Annotated in this window: 18 protein-coding genes; 7 read left to right on the forward strand and 11 right to left on the reverse strand. The window is 57.8% G+C overall.

The features are described from left to right. Positions 1-7: 7 nt before the first annotated feature. Positions 8-178, reverse strand: a complete 171-nt coding sequence (locus J2T09_RS22815) for a hypothetical protein (RefSeq protein ID WP_306838895.1) — start codon at positions 176-178, stop codon at positions 8-10. On the opposite strand from J2T09_RS22815, the gene J2T09_RS22820 reads away from it, so the two are divergent. Continuing rightward, on the forward strand, positions 177-1181 hold the full coding sequence (locus tag J2T09_RS22820) for an SOS response-associated peptidase (protein ID WP_306838897.1): 1005 nt from the start codon (positions 177-179) through the stop codon (positions 1179-1181). The two genes, J2T09_RS22815 and J2T09_RS22820, sit on opposite strands and share 2 nt — an antisense overlap. Further along, entirely contained in the window at positions 1178-1504 is a 327-nt protein-coding gene (locus tag J2T09_RS22825) for a hypothetical protein (RefSeq protein ID WP_306838899.1), read from the forward strand. The genes J2T09_RS22820 and J2T09_RS22825 overlap by 4 nt, the downstream gene beginning before the upstream one ends. A gap of 114 nt (positions 1505-1618) precedes the next feature. Here the strand turns inward: J2T09_RS22825 and J2T09_RS22830 are convergent, their stop codons facing one another. From J2T09_RS22830 to J2T09_RS22845, 4 genes are all read right to left on the reverse strand, one after another. Beyond that, positions 1619-1831, reverse strand: coding sequence for a hypothetical protein (locus J2T09_RS22830; protein ID WP_306838902.1), 213 nt, complete (start codon positions 1829-1831; stop codon positions 1619-1621). Between the two features lie 189 nt (positions 1832-2020). Next, positions 2021-3469, reverse strand: coding sequence for a hypothetical protein (locus J2T09_RS22835; RefSeq protein WP_306838903.1), 1449 nt, complete (start codon positions 3467-3469; stop codon positions 2021-2023). Further along, on the reverse strand, positions 3441-4511 hold the full coding sequence (locus tag J2T09_RS22840; protein ID WP_306838904.1) for a class I SAM-dependent methyltransferase: 1071 nt from the start codon (positions 4509-4511) through the stop codon (positions 3441-3443). Before J2T09_RS22840 ends, J2T09_RS22835 begins: the two co-directional genes overlap by 29 nt. 173 nt (positions 4512-4684) lie before the next feature. Next, on the reverse strand, positions 4685-5416 hold the full coding sequence (locus tag J2T09_RS22845; protein ID WP_306838907.1) for a helix-turn-helix transcriptional regulator: 732 nt from the start codon (positions 5414-5416) through the stop codon (positions 4685-4687). A gap of 95 nt (positions 5417-5511) precedes the next feature. Here J2T09_RS22845 and J2T09_RS22850 point away from each other — a divergent pair, with 95 nt between their 5' ends. Then, positions 5512-6720, forward strand: coding sequence for an MFS transporter (locus J2T09_RS22850; RefSeq protein WP_306838909.1), 1209 nt, complete (start codon positions 5512-5514; stop codon positions 6718-6720). A 165-nt stretch (positions 6721-6885) separates the two neighbouring features. Next, positions 6886-7152 carry a WGR domain-containing protein gene (locus J2T09_RS22855; RefSeq protein WP_306839075.1) on the forward strand — a complete coding sequence of 89 codons (267 nt, stop codon included), beginning with the start codon at positions 6886-6888 and terminating at the stop codon, positions 7150-7152. 169 nt (positions 7153-7321) lie between these two features. On the opposite strand, the gene J2T09_RS22860 is transcribed toward J2T09_RS22855, so the two are convergent. Then, positions 7322-7630, reverse strand: a complete 309-nt coding sequence (locus tag J2T09_RS22860; RefSeq protein WP_306838912.1) for a DUF736 domain-containing protein — start codon at positions 7628-7630, stop codon at positions 7322-7324. Between the two features lie 623 nt (positions 7631-8253). Then, on the reverse strand, positions 8254-8862 hold the full coding sequence (locus tag J2T09_RS22865; RefSeq protein ID WP_306838914.1) for a J domain-containing protein: 609 nt from the start codon (positions 8860-8862) through the stop codon (positions 8254-8256). Between the two features lie 430 nt (positions 8863-9292). Here J2T09_RS22865 and J2T09_RS22870 point away from each other — a divergent pair, with 430 nt between their 5' ends. Continuing rightward, a complete protein-coding gene (locus J2T09_RS22870; protein WP_306838915.1) occupies positions 9293-9715 on the forward strand; it encodes a hypothetical protein in 423 nt (140 codons plus the stop codon). Between the two features lie 248 nt (positions 9716-9963). Next, the gene (locus tag J2T09_RS22875; protein ID WP_306838917.1) at positions 9964-10437 is read left to right on the forward strand and encodes a hypothetical protein; all 474 of its coding nucleotides are present in this window, start codon (positions 9964-9966) and stop codon (positions 10435-10437) included. 460 nt (positions 10438-10897) lie between these two features. Here the strand turns inward: J2T09_RS22875 and J2T09_RS22880 are convergent, their stop codons facing one another. Then, positions 10898-11113 carry a hypothetical protein gene (locus J2T09_RS22880; RefSeq protein ID WP_306838919.1) on the reverse strand — a complete coding sequence of 72 codons (216 nt, stop codon included), beginning with the start codon at positions 11111-11113 and terminating at the stop codon, positions 10898-10900. A gap of 596 nt (positions 11114-11709) precedes the next feature. Here J2T09_RS22880 and J2T09_RS22885 point away from each other — a divergent pair. Then, the gene (locus J2T09_RS22885) at positions 11710-12213 is read left to right on the forward strand and encodes a hypothetical protein (RefSeq protein WP_306838921.1); all 504 of its coding nucleotides are present in this window, start codon (positions 11710-11712) and stop codon (positions 12211-12213) included. A gap of 122 nt (positions 12214-12335) precedes the next feature. On the opposite strand, the gene poxB is transcribed toward J2T09_RS22885, so the two are convergent. The 3 genes from poxB to J2T09_RS22900 all read right to left on the reverse strand — a co-directional run bounded on the left by poxB (position 12336) and on the right by J2T09_RS22900 (position 14917). Beyond that, positions 12336-14069 (reverse strand): ubiquinone-dependent pyruvate dehydrogenase, encoded by a 1734-nt coding sequence (gene poxB / locus J2T09_RS22890; RefSeq protein ID WP_306838923.1) that lies wholly within the window; start codon positions 14067-14069, stop codon positions 12336-12338. 120 nt (positions 14070-14189) lie between these two features. After that, entirely contained in the window at positions 14190-14690 is a 501-nt protein-coding gene (locus J2T09_RS22895; RefSeq protein ID WP_306838926.1) for a cupin, read from the reverse strand. Continuing rightward, entirely contained in the window at positions 14687-14917 is a 231-nt protein-coding gene (locus J2T09_RS22900) for a hypothetical protein (RefSeq protein ID WP_306838928.1), read from the reverse strand. Before J2T09_RS22900 ends, J2T09_RS22895 begins: the two co-directional genes overlap by 4 nt. Positions 14918-15097 lie beyond the last annotated feature (180 nt).

A 15097-nucleotide genomic window follows, 5' to 3' on the forward strand; every position in this document is an offset into this window, starting at 1 on the left:
AAATGGCTTAGGGGCTGAGGCACTGATCGCAGATCCCGCAGCCATCCTCGTCCCGCACAACATGCGCGCAACCGCAACACAGACAAGGCTCGGCTTTGCCATTTGCTCCGGCGGCATGTTCGGGCGGCAGAATTTCCAAATCCTGGTCTGTAAAAATGACGGCCGTGACGTCGTCCATGATCAACTCCTCACATAGAACCGACAGCTCAGATAGTGAGCCGTTTTCCCGTCGCAAAACCAAAGTCTTGACGCAGGTCGATGAGACCACATTTCTATGGGATGGGAAGAATCGCATCGCCTGCCACCGACAATCACCCGGACCGCTTTCTTGCGCTGCAGGACGCCATGGCCGACGATGTGTCGAATATCTGCCTCTCGGCCATCGAGGCGGGTTGGAAACCGGAGGAGGTTGTCGCCGCTCTGGTCGAACTTGCCGACAACATGATGCTCGAACTGATTACCAACCGAAACACAGAGCGCGATATTCTCCAGTATTTGCGGAGATAGGCATGTGCGGGCGGTTCACGTTTGAACAGGACTGGCCGGCATTTTTGCATCTCTATGAGCTTGATCGCGATAAGGAACGCGGCCGCAATACCGCGGCCCGCTACAATATTGCACCGACCCAGGACGTGCTGATGGTTCACGCCGATCCGGATGGCCGGCAGGTCGCAGAAACGGCACGCTGGTGGCTGGTACCGCATTGGGCAAAAGAGAGGCCGAGGGCCGCAATGTTCAATGCCCGGATCGAAAGGATCGGAATATCACCGGCGTTTCGTGATGCCTTCAAATCACGACGATGCCTGATCCCGGCCGATGGCTTTTACGAATGGACCGTCAATGCGGACGATGGCCGCAAGGATCCGTGGTTGATCCATCTGCCTGACCGCGCGCCGTTTTCGTTCGCAGGCCTTTGGGCGCACAACGACAAGCTTGGGATCACCAGTTGCACCATCATCACGATGCCGGCGGCCGCGCCGATGACCCGACTGCACGACCGGCAGCCTGCACTGCTTGATCCGGCTGCCTATAGTGAATGGCTGGATCCGGCGACCTCAGGTTTTAGCGCCAAGAAATTGCTGGAGACATGCAATATCGACGAGGGTCTGGAATTTCATCGCGTATCCAGAGACGTGAATGCATCGACCTTTACCGGCAGGCCCAAGGCAACCCCACTGTGAGCATCACCACAGACCTTGTTGCCGAATGCGTGCGTGCCGCCAACAGCCTCGAGAAACTGTCTTCGGCAGAGCGGCGCCTCCTGATTGAGCGCGGCGTCACCACCTCCCGTGCCCTTCGATCGCTCTTGATCGAGACAGGCGCCAGTCCTGTCTTCGACATCGAAACCGAGCAGGTCGCCGATGAGATTGCACGAAAGGTTGAGATGATGACCGACACCACCATCATGAAGACCCTGCTCGCGCTGGCAGAAGACGTCAGGCAGATGCGCATCCTCAATTATGAGCACAGACTTCGCCGAAAACGGTGCGGCAACGCGGGATAGGCAAGCGCGGACGAAATTCGTTTATCAAACGCAGCCTTGTGTGCAATCCGCGCATCCATACCCTTCACTTCAAAAACCGGACGTCAACACTTCGCCCCCCCCTGGAGGAAATCATCACGCGTGCGAACCTTTAGCCGAAGTGTTTTTCAGCATGTAGCGGGCGATCTCGAACATATGGTCGATAGTTGCCGCAAGGTCGGCGGAAGCCTGACGCATATCCGCATGTTCGTCGTTGCCCGCGGCGATATCGACGGCTTTCCGACGAATGCTTTCGCAAGGCTCGGCGATCGTCGACATCAGGTGGAGAAGCTCTTGAGGTGATTGCATTCTGGTCTTCCTGAATTAGGACATGCAAGAGCCCATTGGTCACTGTCTGCAGTCGTGACCGCTCTGGCTACGTGGCCTGGCATGGCGGGCCGTCGATTTCACGATGATATAGTCTGCGCGTGCGTCGCATCCAGTATCTGGCCGCAGCAGCTGCCATCGTGATGAACGCCGTATCTCTAATACGGGAAGTCATCGTCCGAAACCAGACCACGCCCACTCCGGACTATCCGGCCCAAGGATACCAGCCAGCAGAGCACGCGACATCTGTGCCCAGATGGGATCGCTGGTAAAGCTGACAGGATCCCCGCTGGCATCTGCGAGTGGCATGTGGCCATATGTTGACAGCCAGCCGTCGACGTCACGGACTTGCTCAAACTCAATGTACGGATCGGCATTTTCTCGACGCAGAACACGATGCCCCCACAAGGAGGGCAGGTTGTCGTTTCGGAGATCCTCAAGCAGATCCTTATCACCGGATCTCGCAACCCAGCCGGCCGCGAGATGGCGCATCAGCGGGAGGTAGACGGTCTGACGGCATCCACCAAGCGCTCGCACACCTGGCAATATCGACAGAACGAGAAAGGACATGAACAGGCTCGGGAGAAGCACATGCTGTCGCAGCGCTTGCGCTATAACGTGTGGCTTGAATTCCAGCGAGACATGAGCAGAGCCGACGCTGCGAAGCCAACCGTCTTTGAGCACCAGCGGTGCAATGCGGTCTAGGCCCACATACCAGAAGAAATCCGTGCTGCGGCGGATCCAGCCGCGCCACGGTCCGGCATTCAGACCGTCAATCGCATTCAGCAGTAACTCGGCATCACCATCGCGAAACAACGCGGTTGCCAACAACGAGTCGGAATGATCGAGATGATCGGCAATCAGGTCCGCTACGTCGAAATCGTCCAGTTGCAACAACTTTGCCGCCGTCGGAAAGCTCGATTGCCATAAACTCACGTTCACGGCTTTGATGGCCTCGGCTGCGGTCGGAAATGTGGAGGATGGCAGTTGGGCCAGAAGACGGACGGCATACGCATTTGGAGCGCTTTTGCCGGCTGCGTTCGTCAAGGCAAAGCGGAAGGGGCCGCTGCTGCAGCAAATGCTCCCACCATCCATGCGGCTGCGGGATAGTCCGAACACGTTGAGGATTTCGCCTCCAACCCGCAGCCAGCCGGGGCCCTTCTTTGCGGCCTCGTTGAAGGACATGGTCGACCCGGCATAGGCAATGTGCCAGTTCCGCGAATTGGCCTGCAGCCCCATGAGACTGAACAGGTGGGTGTAGAATGCATCTGGTTCAAACAGCAACAGGCAATGAGGGCCGGTCTGCAATACCGGTGACGCGCTCAATTCGCAGGCGGCGCCTTCGGCGTCTTCATGGCTGCAGCCGGCTCGCAAGGCAGCACGTTTGACGGCATCCTGTAGCCGTTCCATCGCAAACAGGCGTGCTGAACAAGGCGAGTGAGAAGGAGAGGTCTGGTAGGTGAACGCCGCGTAGTCTCGAAGCGGTCTCGACCAGTAATCGGCAAGCGGCGGCATCAACGACGTCAGCGCACGACGGACCTGTTCAAGCGTTGCCTGTTCTGTCGACGTCGCGATCATGGCGTCAACAACATCACGATGCCTGCCGTTGATCGGCAGCAACCCCATCCATCGTGTTCGGCCGGCGCCATACCAGAGCGGGCGCGATCGGATCGGCGACAGTATCGATCCAGACGGCAGGCAGGTCGACATAGCTGAATGCCGGTGGGATCGCCGGTTTCAGGAGCAGCGACAGAAAGTCGATGATGGCGACGCGAGAGTTGCAAGAGATGATCGTATAGAAATTCCCGCTGTTCCAGGTCGCAACGGAATAACGAAAGAATGATTTGAGTGCGTCGACGGTCGCGTCCTTATCAACCTGCATATTGGTCATCGTGCCGAGCACTTCCTCTTTTTTGTCGGAGATCAGCACGGGCGAAAAATAGCGAGACTTGAAGAGGTCGTCTTTCTGGCGTTCGCGTGCCTGGTATTCCTCAGCGTCCGGATGGGCAAGCTTCTGAACCTGGATCAGCAGACCACCCGGCCTGATACGGGGATAGACGAACTCGATCTGCCGGACCCGGTCGCGGTCATACATCTGGAAAGTGGTGTCTTCGAACAGGATGTCGAAACCGCCCGCGAAACGACGAAGGTCCGGATCGATGGCGTATCGATCCGCATCAAGCTCGAAGAACGGGCCGAGATAAAAATGCGCGTGATCGCTTGCCCTGTTGGCAAGGAATGCTTCCCGATTTGCAGCCGTGGGGCTGCAGCACAATGCCTCGATCCGACCGGTACCCAGAAGTGCCAGTGTACGGGCAAGACAGCCCGTGCCGGTACCGAGCGTATAGATGCTGGCTGGCCGCGCGTGGCGCGCCCATGTCTCGAGCGCTGTGCGAACAAGCGCCGGCCCCATTCGACATTCTTCTTCGAGGCGATAGGGAATGCTTGCGAAATAATGGAAATCGAACGGCCCCCACAGGCGCCTATGCGTGTCGGCAAAAACCGCACTCTCGAGATCGAAGTCGAGCATGCCGAGATCAGGGCGTGGCTCTCCGAGATCCGGCGCACCGCCTTGTCCAGCCGCCGTCCGCTCAAAAAAGGCAGAAAAATCGTTCAGCCTGGGGGCACTGCGCCAACGCTGCAAAGGGTCGGAATCCATCATGGCATCCTCCTATGGTCCGGAAGGCAATCTCGTTCTCGAAAATCAGGCAGCCGCGGCACCGACCTTTCGGTGGCGGCGAGCAAGGGCGGAGTGTGGATGTGAGGACAAGGCACAACAATCTGGCAATTTCGCCAGATTGACGTCACGAGGGTTTTGGCGCTGATAGAACCAAATCACACTAAAATCAGCTCAAACAGGATTGCCCTCGCAACCGCATGGTAGCTTGTCGTAGCGCCAAGCTTGCGTCGTGCGGATCGCAGATAAAGCCGGACGGCGCTCTCCGATATGCGAAGCGTCGCGGCGATCTGTTTCGGGAGCCGCCCTGATGCCAATGCTTCGAGACATTGTCGTTCGCGCGCCGAGAGCCGGCGAACAGTCGCGGCCATCGAGGTGTCGACAACGGACATGAGCCTATCGTGCATGTAATGGGAAAGGATCTGGAAGTCATGGCCATGAGTCTCACTGATCCTTGCCCATTCACGCGCCGGGTGATCGGAGGAAACCGAAAACAGCGAACGTTCGCCATTCGGCCCTCTGACCGGTACGGTCAGGCCGTTTTGCCCCACATCGTGCTGGCGCGCCTCTTCGAAGAAGCGAACGATTGCCGGAGATGTCCCATGCAGCCGTCTCCAGTCGACCGGCAGACGCGCCCAGCGGATGATATCGATCACAGGATCAATCTCGAAATAGGATCGCGACAGATAGATGTCCGTCCAGTTGCGTGGATATGTGGTGCAGAAAAGCGGAAACTTGTCTGTTCCGCCACCGGCGCGCACGACGAGACAGGTGGCGTGTTTCAGTCCGTAGATCGCGGCGATGTCGCGCAGTGCTGGCTTGAACTCGCTGGAATGCGCGACCGGCTGCAATATTGCCAAGGACCTCGACAAACGCGTGTTTACCGCCACGTGATCTCTCCCTCCTGCGCGATTTCCGGTGTCGGTTCACACGGCCGTCGGCCTGGAAATCCAGCGATCGTAACGGCCGATCGGAGGGCGCGACATTGCTGAATTTACGAAAGGCTCTGCAGGGCCTGTCGCGCATACCGGCACCGGTTCTTTTCGTCATTGGTGGCTCGTTTCTCATTTCGGTGGCACGCGCTACGAGCCTGACCTTTGTTGCGATCACCCTGCATCAGGATTTCGCAATGACCCCTGGCGTGATCGGCCTTGTGCTCGGAACCGGGCCGTTGCTCGGCGCCCTAAGCGCTCCATTCGCCGGCGCATTGTCAGATGCGATCGGACGCAAACCTGTTTTGGTGATGATCCTGGGAATGTTGTCATTCAGCGTGACGGCATTGGGCGTGGTCAGCAATCCGTTGCTCTACTGCATCGCTTACACCGCCGCAGCTATCTCACTCGCGCTGTTTACCCCGATATCGAGGGCGATCATCAGCGATTACTCACAAGCGCAGCATCGGCTCAGACACTTCTCCTGGCGTTACACCGCATCCAATATCGGCTGGGTGGCAGGCCCGATAATCGGCATTGTAATCAGCCCCGCGATGCCCGCAGGATTTCTCGTCGCCGGCGCCATCTTCGTCGTTCTGCTTCTTATGCTCGCTACCGTCGATATGCCGGCGCCGCAACGAACTTACGACAAACCTGCAGCTTTCGCACACGCGTTACCAGCGATCCGGATCGCCTTCCGTGACAGGCGCCTGCTCTGTGTGACCTGCGGCGCTACGCTTGCCGTTTCTGTCTTCAGTCATTGGCAGGCAACGATAGGACCCTTGCTCCTATCGACGACAAGAAATGCGCCGCAAACATTTGCCATATTGGTTTCGACCAACGGCGTTGTCGTACTCTTGGCTAATCCAATCGCGCGAAGGCTTGTCGCGCGGCTTGGCGGCCTTGCCGGAGCCATCATCGGATGCGCCATTCTTTGCGCAAGTCAGATCGGCTTCGTCACCACACCGGCCTTGCCGGTCCTCGTGATGTCGATGATCGCTCTTTCCATTGGCGAAGTCCTCGTCGTCTGCGCCGAGTTTGCGCTGGTAGACACACTGGCCTCCGATGCAAACAGAGGCAGCTATTTCGGTGCCCATGCGATCAGCAGTGCGGGGTGTTTTCTCGGCCCCGTGATTGGCGGTTTCTCACTTGCGGCGTTTGGCGGAGCGTCAATGTTCCTGCTGTTTGCGCTCGTCGCTGTCATTAGCGCAGTGGTGTTTTACGTAGGCGTCCGAGCATCGCATCCAACGGGAAAACAGTGAGCAATCGAACCGCATCACAATCATGCGGTCCCAATTCCCACCGCATGATCGTCACCCGCATGGCCGGCAACGCCCGGCGGAAGACATCACGAAAATGAATCGATGTCGCGCGACCGATTCAAAACTCTCGTTGGACCGCAGAGTCCCTATGCGCGAATCTCGGTTATGATCACGCAACCCTACCGGATTTATATCGAACGCAGCGATCGCCAAAAGAACATGGCGCGGTTTTATGCGCTTGCGATCGAAAGCACACTGTTCGGTGAAATCTGCCTGCGCCGTCGCTGGGGGCGCATTGGCACGCACGGACAGGAGATGGCGCATTATTTCGACAACGAAAGAGACGCCGTTTCGCTCTTCCTCGACCTGATGCGCCGCAAGAGAAGCCGCGGCTATTCTCCGATGAAAGCGGTATCTGCTGTCAGGCACTGATCGCATTCCTGATCTGACGCCTCCGACCCCAGCTGAGACTTTGACCGGCGCTGTGTGGATTTCAATTCGCGCACTTTCGAAAACAAGCGCTGTCTACAGCGCTCCGATAGTTTCGGCTGCGAGGCCTTGGAAGGGGTGCGGCCCCGCGATTGGCGGGGCCGGTCCGACCTCAGTCCCGGTTCGGGCGGGACCAGATCAGCTGGAGGTCTTTTTCGCCTTCGATCTCGGTCAGCGTCGCGTAGATCGGGGCCGGGAAGCTCGGATCATCGAGCTTGACCGAGAGGTAGTCGCGGCCCTGTTCAGAGGTCTTCTGCCAGGCCGCGCCAAGTTCGACGGGGCCGGCATAAACGCGGAACTGCGGGCCTTTTTCGGAAGGGTTCTCGACGCGGATGATGCGAGCCTTGACGTTGAGTGCAAGGGTGCGGATCGAACCGGTGAAGCCGTTTTCGTTTGAAGTGAAAGTGCCGATGGTAGCCATTGTTGTCGTTCCTTTTGCTGTTTCGAGCCGCTCCATTGCGGCCTCGATGGCAGTCGCAAAGACCGGCAACGATCGGACCGCACCCGCTAGGGCCGCAACAACGTGGAGGACGGCAGGTCAAGGATTTGTTGGGTGTGAGAGGAGGGATGCGACAGCTGCCCGGGGCCAAGAAATCCGTGGCCGCCGTTGCGGGAAAACGATCGAGGCGAAGCCGGTTGCCGGTCAGACATGCCTCATCGAGCCCGCCTATGGAGCGTTTGCATGTGAGGTGAAAGAACACAGCAGTGGCTTGCTGTCGCTCAGTTCCAGCTTAGTAAAACGGCTTTTTTGGTTCGGCCCCATGCAACAGATACCGACACAGCCGCATTGACCGCTACCGTCACCTGGAATAAACGGCCTCATCGTCCGCCCCACGCCAAGCTCGACGGGCGATGGCTGACATCTTGTGAACAAGCCGGGGTGATGTTGATCAATCATGATGACAATCGCCTTCGTTGACCTCGCCGACGGCCTTGATGGATGCCGGAGAAGCCGCTCTGGCAATCAGCGATTCTGGCCAAGCCCGCAAGCCGTAATCTGTATCGGCAGCCAAATGCGCGGACCGCCCAGCCGTCGTCGTGGGGTCAGCAGAAACCGTGGAGCTTGATTATCCGGTAAGCCTCGATCGATGCCTGGAGCTGGCCCTCGGTGTCACGCTCACCCTGGTTAGCATCCGGATGATGCATCTTGAGCTTTTCCTTGTAGCGACGACGGATGTCTTCAGCGCTGGCATCTTCGTCGAGCCCCAGCGTTTCGAAGGCACGCGCTTCGAGCACTTTCAGCTTTCGCTTCTGCAAATCAGCTTTTTGCGCCTGGCGTTGTGCCGCGCTCCTGCGCGCGTTCAATGCCTTCGCCGATCCGGAGCGTTGCGTCGAGGGTAGGGGAGCCTCGACCGCTTCGCGCGCGACCTGTCCCTGTGTAACGCGCGCGCCGGATGCCGCCTCCTTCTGATAGCGGGCCGTTGGTCCTTCGGATTGTCCCGTCGCGTAATTGTAGCCGGCATTGTATAGGCGAACATGCTCGAGACAGAACAGCAGGTAAAGACCTTCTCCATCACGTCCGACCGGCGCGCGATGCGTACCGGCCTTTTCGCATCCATCCCATTGGCAACGTGGGCCGGAAGCGTCTGGTGTAGGCCCCGCCTTCTTGCGGATAGGCTTGAGGCCAACAAAGATTTTTGAATCAGAGGTCATGCCGCCTCATACACCATCTGTCAGCGTCGTCATTCACTTTGGCGCGACAGGAGCACGAAATGGAAATCATCAATGCCGATTCAACGCAGGTTTTCGCGTAGCGTGCCAATAAGCCCGTGCTAGGGGCATTCGCCATCAGGTCGCGCCGGATGCTGCACATCGCGTTCTCTGTCAGGTAGTAAACATGCAAGGTGAAACACCGCAATAAGCGTCAGACAGCAAACCCGAAACGACGCATTTCTCTTCCCGCAACCGGCTCACATCTCGCCGATTACAAACGAAATCTACGTCTCAAATACACAAGGTGGAATCTCTTTGGCCAAAATGCATTAACTCAGCGACAAGCATCTGGACATGTCGCATTACCTTCACATGTTGACTCTGCGCGCATCTCCATCAATGAGAGGCCTGCCCAGCAAGGAGATTACTGATGGCTGATGAGATCAATACTGGCGTGACCACCGAAACTGCTACGCAGGAAACTGCAGCCGCAGCTCCGGCTGCGAAGAAAACCCGTGGTCCAAACCGCAAGAAGACTGCCGCTGAAGCGGTCGCCGCTACGGCAACCGCCGAAGCACCCGTCAAAAAGACACGCGCGAAGCGTGGTGAAAAAGCCGCCGCAGCGCAACTCGTGAAGGCTGCCAAAGCGGAAAAAGCAACAAAAGCCCCGCGTGCTGCGGCGATCGCCAAACCGGTTGCTGCCGCCCCGAAGCCGGTCGCTGTCGCTGCCGCATCGGACGAATTTTCCGACCTTCTGAAGCTCGAAGAAGAGAACAAGCTTCTTCGCAAGGAACTCGGTGACAAGCTGCGCGCCGAAAATGCTGATCTCAAAAAGAAGCTCGGCAAGGGCTGATCGCCGCACTTGATTGTAGCGTTCAGCATACGATCTGGAACAAACAAATTGCCGGACCTTTTTGAAGGCCCGGCATTTATTGACGCGGGATATATCCCGCCTTTAATCGAGGTTGAACTGCGATGAGAACACCATGGAAAATGTTTGCGGACCTGGTGTCGGGAAAATCATCCAAGGACGAAACCGAGACAGCGCCGCAGCCAAGTGTCGATGAGACAACACCGGCCGTAACTGATGCGAACAGAAGCGTGGCAGACGCCGATACTGGTCCTGCACCTATCGAAAACGCTGCCGCCACGTCATCTGAACCGGAAATCGCTCCCGAGCGTGAACCTATCAAAGACCGGGTGATAGCCGGTGACGCAGCACCCGTGGCGGAAGCCGGGCCAGCCGATGAGCCGGCAACCATCGAAGAAGTAGCGGTCGTTGCCGCCTCACCGGCGCCGAGCGAAAAATCGGAGGAATTCCCGGTGCGCCCGCCGGTCGTGAGTGCGCAGTCGCCTGGCAAAGCCAAACGCACCGTCACCAAGCGGCGCCCGCAGGGAACAACGCAAATCGCTGCCGATCCGACGCAGGCGACAGTGCCTGCGCCTATGTCGGTACTAGATGAAATGGCAGACCTTGATCGGGAAATCGAAGACCTTCGCAAAAGCCTTGCCGAAAAACTGAAACGTCAGAACATGCAATTGCGCAAACTGCTCGATCGGTACGAAAGCCGATAGCCCCAATCCTTTCTCCCAAGTCCCAGCACGACGAACGGCGGGCGTGGCCGAATATTGGCGGGGGATCCTCGCAACCGTGATGTATGGGCCAAAGAGACTGCAGCCGGGTGCAGGCCGCGCGATCAAGGGGCGTCGATCCGGAAAATTGGTTCTGTTGTGCCGTCGCGATTCCATGTTAGGTTTCCTTTCCATGATGAAAAGGCGGTTTTGCGTATGGGCCTCGTGAGCATGATTTTAGAACTTCGGGAACAAGGCAGCACTGCCCATTCTCAGACCGGGTCGGACGCCTCTCCGATAGATGGCATTCAGACAAAGCCGTTTTCAGCAGACGATCGCAGCATGCAAGAGGCAATCTCGCTGAGGACATTCGCTCTGCGGCTCGACACCAAGAAACGACGAACTCAAAAGCTGTTTAGATAACAGCTCTCATCAGCGGTGTGTCATCAGGCGGTATCGATAGTCATCCAATACGAACACTACTCTCCGCTCGCTTCAATGCTGTGACCGGCTTCAAAAAACGCGGTTCGGTGTCCCGTTCGCCGGACAACTGCGCAATGATGACCTGCAGTTCGGCCCAGGCAAGATCGAGTTCGGCAATAGGCAACCGACGTCTTGCCGAATGCCATGTTTCAGACCGTTGGGCACGCAATTCTTCAATCAGCGTTTCGAGTGACATCGTCCTCCTGTTCACTTTGAGGTTCGATAGACGGCGGGCCAAGATGCAGAGTGCGGCCAGCCCCAGGGATCACGGATGCGACCTGCAGAGCCTGGGAGCCAATTTTGTGGGACGGGTTTCGTCCTACGCCCAAAAACTGGGGACGCTTATCCTTGAGGCAGACCGCGTGGCGCGCCATGATGGAAAGATCCGAGCAAATCCCATCTCTCCGTATCACGATGCCGCCCAACCAGACCCATCGTCGCGGCAGCGCCAGCCCGGATCAACCGGCGTCCGGCCGAGATCCGGGGAGCATGATGAAGAGTATCGGAGCTTTCAGCATAGCGACGGCCGCCGGCCGGGAAAGCGGGAATTCTCGACACGGTTTTGACCGGAACAAGGGCTGCCGCAGGAGCCTTAGCATCGCGGTCGCGCAGCGAAAGGCGGGACCGACCGCCCCCGGCAAAATCGTTCCGCATGATAAGCTGCCCTGTAGGGCGTCTGCCAGGTAAATGGCAATATTCATATGCGGTAGCAAGCATGGCTCAACGAACATCGTGACGCGGGAACAGGAAAGGCTCCTGAGTGTTCTTGAAGAAACTATCGGGAGCAAAGTCATGAAAGCTTTCGCCAAAGCCATATTTATCTTTGCCGTCTGTGCCGGATCACAAGCCATGGCTTCCGACGCAGAGTTTCTGCAGTCGATCGAAGGAAGGTGGTCAGGTGGCGGCATTGCCCTGACGAAGCTGGGTGGCAGCAATGTCAAGGTTTCGTGCAGCATGCGGTCGGACGCCAATGTCAGTAATTTCTCGATGGACGGGACGTGCCGCGCGCTTGCGGTTGTCTCCCGCAGCTTCAATGCCAAGGTCCGATCGTCCGGAACCTTATATTCCGGAACATATGTTGGCGTATCCGGCAAGCCGTCGAAACTCGCCGGTGTGCGCAAGGGCAACACGATCCGTTTCGACGTGACATGGGCGAATACCGTCTATGGCGATCGAAAAGCCACCATGACGATCCAGAAGGTCGGCGAGAAGGGTTTGCGTATTCGGACCATCGACAGGGATCCGGCAACCGGTAAGACGATCGTCACAACGCAGCTCGACTTGCAACGCGGCTAAAGGGCACTGCGCGTGCAGATGGTCGTCTGGCGAGCTTAAGCCCTACGGATCGCCTTCTGAGCACCGGGATGTACCCTCGAACGTCGTCCGCCCGTTTGACAGCAGGCCAATTTTGAAAATGTTCACCTCCGCCGCGAGAAGAAGTTCGACACCGCCACGTCCAGAAGCTCATCGCCCCGGCCATTCATGACCGTCTTGGCCGCCCACAAGCTCATGCCCATCACCTGGGCTGCTTCGATCTTGGGCGGGATAGATAGCTCCTGAGGATTGGTGACGACATCGAGCAATGCTGGGCCGGGATGGCGCAAGACGGCTTCGATGCCCCGCTCCAGTTCGACAGGATCTTCGACGCGGATGGCATGGATGCCGGCGGCACGGGCCACGGCGGCAAAATCAGGATTTTTGAGATCAGTTCCCGTCTCGAGGTAACCGGCCGCCTTCATCTCCATCGCCACGAAACCGAGCGATGAATTGTTGAAGACGATTACTTTGACCGGCAGGTCCTGCTGGGCCAGCGTCAGAAAATCACCCATCAGCATGGCAAAGCCGCCATCGCCGGACATGCTGATCACTTGGCGACCTTTATAGGCTGCCTGCGCGCCGATCGCCTGAGGGAGAGCATTTGCCATTGAGCCATGAACGAGTGATCCGATCATCCGGCGCTTACCGTTCATTTTCAGGTACCGCGCTGCCCACACGGTCGGTGTTCCAACGTCGAAGGTGAAGATCGCATCCTCGTCGGCTTGCTCACTCAAAAGTCGCGCCACATGCTGCGGGTGGATTGGTCCTCCCTCTTTGCCATGCGCAAGCTCATCGAGCCCTTTGCGAGCTTTCTCATATGCTGCGAGGCAGCGCTCGAGGTGTTTTGTTGCCTCTTGTTCTTCCAGATGCGGCAGTACGGCACGCAACGTGGATTTGACATCACCGACGATCGCCAGATCCAGCGGCGTTCTTCGCCCGAGATGTTCGGGTCGGATATCAACCTGCACGATTTTCGCATCGGTAGGGTAAAACTGGCGATACGGAAAATCGGTGCCGAGCATGACCAGCGTATCGCAGTCCAGCATCGCCTTGTAACCGGACGAAAACCCGATCAGGCCCGTCATTCCCACATCGTAAGGATTATCCCATTCCACGTGTTCCTTACCGCCCAACGCATGCACGATTGGCGCCTTGAGCTTTGCCGCAAATTCGATGAGCTCATCATGAGCGCCCTCGCAGCCACGACCGCACAGCAGCGTCGTCTTCGAGCTACCTTTTAGAATTTCGACAAGCGCTGCAACCTGATCCTCGGCCGGCACAATGTTTGGCTTGGCGATGGACAGTGCAGTTGATTTCGAGATTTTTGCCGAATAATCGCTGAGCGCGATATCGCCCGGGATAACGACAACGGCAACGCCGCCTTTACCGATGGCGGCACGAATGGCCGATTCCAGAACCCCGGGGAGTTGCTCCGGTCGGGTCACAAGTTCGCAGAAGTGGCTGCACTCTCGGAAAAGCTGATCCGGGTGGGTTTCCTGGAAATAACCGCGGCCGATCTCCGCCGACGGAATCTGTGCGGCGATGGCGAGCACCGGGACACCGGACCTGTGACAATCGAACAGGCCGTTGATCAGGTGGAGATTGCCCGGTCCGCAACTTCCCGCGCATACGGCCAGCTTCCCGGTGACATGGGCTTCAGCACCGGCGGCAAAAGCTGCGGTTTCCTCATGTCTGGTATGGATCCATTCGATATCACCACGCTTGCGCAGAGACTCTGTCATCCCGTTCAAACTGTCACCGACGACGCCATATATCCGCTCCACGCCGGCGGCATGGAGAACCTCCGTCAAAATGTCGGCGACCTTGGATTTCATGCGAGGCTCCTGTGATGGGTAAAGAACAGCAGGTCTCTTCAAGAACTAGGCGATCGTGTCTGTTTGCCAACCCGCGAATGTCGGATTGGGATATGGCGATGTCCTTGAAGGCGTTGCAGATCAGTCGCTTGGAACCGTATCGTCCCAGCACTCGATCAGCCCGCCGGATGCGCCGGTCACAGGATCTGTTTCAGGCCTTGGCAAGGACCGAATTGCTGAAAGTTGCTGAGCTGTGGCGGCGGACGTCAGGATATCGGCCTGCTGACCGGGAGGATAGCTACCGATAACCTGGAAGTCGTCGGAGCAATCCAGGTTGCGATGGCCTGTGCCGGCAGGAAGAAGGAGACAATCTCCTTGCTCCACGCTTATCGCTTCGCCACCCGGCCCTCCAATTAGCAAGGTCGCATGGCCTCGGCTGATGCCAAGGACTTCATGGGCAGCAGAATGGTAGTGCTGGTAATCGAAGACACCGTTTGTCCAGATTCCACTCCATCCGTTAGAGGAAAACAGGTTTTTGAACGACGTGGTATCCGTCAGAGCCACTTTGTAAACCAGGACGGGAAATCGCGGGTTGTTCGGCACCCACTCACTGGCCGGAAAGATGATCTGCCGAGCCATCATCGGGGCGTGTGCCCGTTATCTGCATCGCTGACCGAGGGAAGATAAGTTTCAACGTCCCGCCGTTCGTGGTCTGTCAGAACAGCAATCTTTTCATCCCAGAATCGCGCGGCCTCAGGGGGATCATGTTCCCACTCCCGGGAAGAGCCAAGATTGTCGTCTATCAAGGCAAGGCGCGTGCCGCCCAGACGTCGATATTCGTCGGCGAGGTCCTTTGCTGCGTTTTCCATGTCTGCCTCCACGAATGCATCAGACAATTTCAACACCGGAGTGACTAAGTCGTTCCAGAACCTCGACACGGCAGCTAGGCCTGACAGGTTGCGAGAAAATGTCGTGACGAGCGGACCTGCGTGCAGGTTCGATCGCGAGACGGCGGACGGAACGACATGACGTCTGTGTCGTTGCAGTTC

Source organism: Neorhizobium huautlense (assembly GCF_030811685.1).
Taxonomy (GTDB): Bacteria; Pseudomonadota; Alphaproteobacteria; order Rhizobiales; family Rhizobiaceae; genus Neorhizobium; species Neorhizobium huautlense_A.

Coding starts and splice junctions, on each gene's coding strand:
- J2T09_RS22820 (WP_306838897.1), top strand. CDS start 177: ATGATCAACTCCTCACATAGAACCGACAGCTCAGATAGTGAGCCGTTT.
- J2T09_RS22815 (WP_306838895.1), bottom strand. CDS start 178: ATGGACGACGTCACGGCCGTCATTTTTACAGACCAGGATTTGGAAATT.
- J2T09_RS22830 (WP_306838902.1), bottom strand. CDS start 1,831: ATGCAATCACCTCAAGAGCTTCTCCACCTGATGTCGACGATCGCCGAG.
- J2T09_RS22840 (WP_306838904.1), bottom strand. CDS start 4,511: ATGATGGATTCCGACCCTTTGCAGCGTTGGCGCAGTGCCCCCAGGCTG.
- J2T09_RS22855 (WP_306839075.1), top strand. CDS start 6,886: ATGATCACGCAACCCTACCGGATTTATATCGAACGCAGCGATCGCCAA.
- J2T09_RS22860 (WP_306838912.1), bottom strand. CDS start 7,630: ATGGCTACCATCGGCACTTTCACTTCAAACGAAAACGGCTTCACCGGT.
- J2T09_RS22865 (WP_306838914.1), bottom strand. CDS start 8,862: ATGACCTCTGATTCAAAAATCTTTGTTGGCCTCAAGCCTATCCGCAAG.
- J2T09_RS22870 (WP_306838915.1), top strand. CDS start 9,293: ATGGCTGATGAGATCAATACTGGCGTGACCACCGAAACTGCTACGCAG.
- J2T09_RS22880 (WP_306838919.1), bottom strand. CDS start 11,113: ATGTCACTCGAAACGCTGATTGAAGAATTGCGTGCCCAACGGTCTGAA.
- J2T09_RS22885 (WP_306838921.1), top strand. CDS start 11,710: ATGAAAGCTTTCGCCAAAGCCATATTTATCTTTGCCGTCTGTGCCGGA.
- poxB (WP_306838923.1), bottom strand. CDS start 14,069: ATGAAATCCAAGGTCGCCGACATTTTGACGGAGGTTCTCCATGCCGCC.
- J2T09_RS22895 (WP_306838926.1), bottom strand. CDS start 14,690: ATGATGGCTCGGCAGATCATCTTTCCGGCCAGTGAGTGGGTGCCGAAC.
- J2T09_RS22900 (WP_306838928.1), bottom strand. CDS start 14,917: ATGGAAAACGCAGCAAAGGACCTCGCCGACGAATATCGACGTCTGGGC.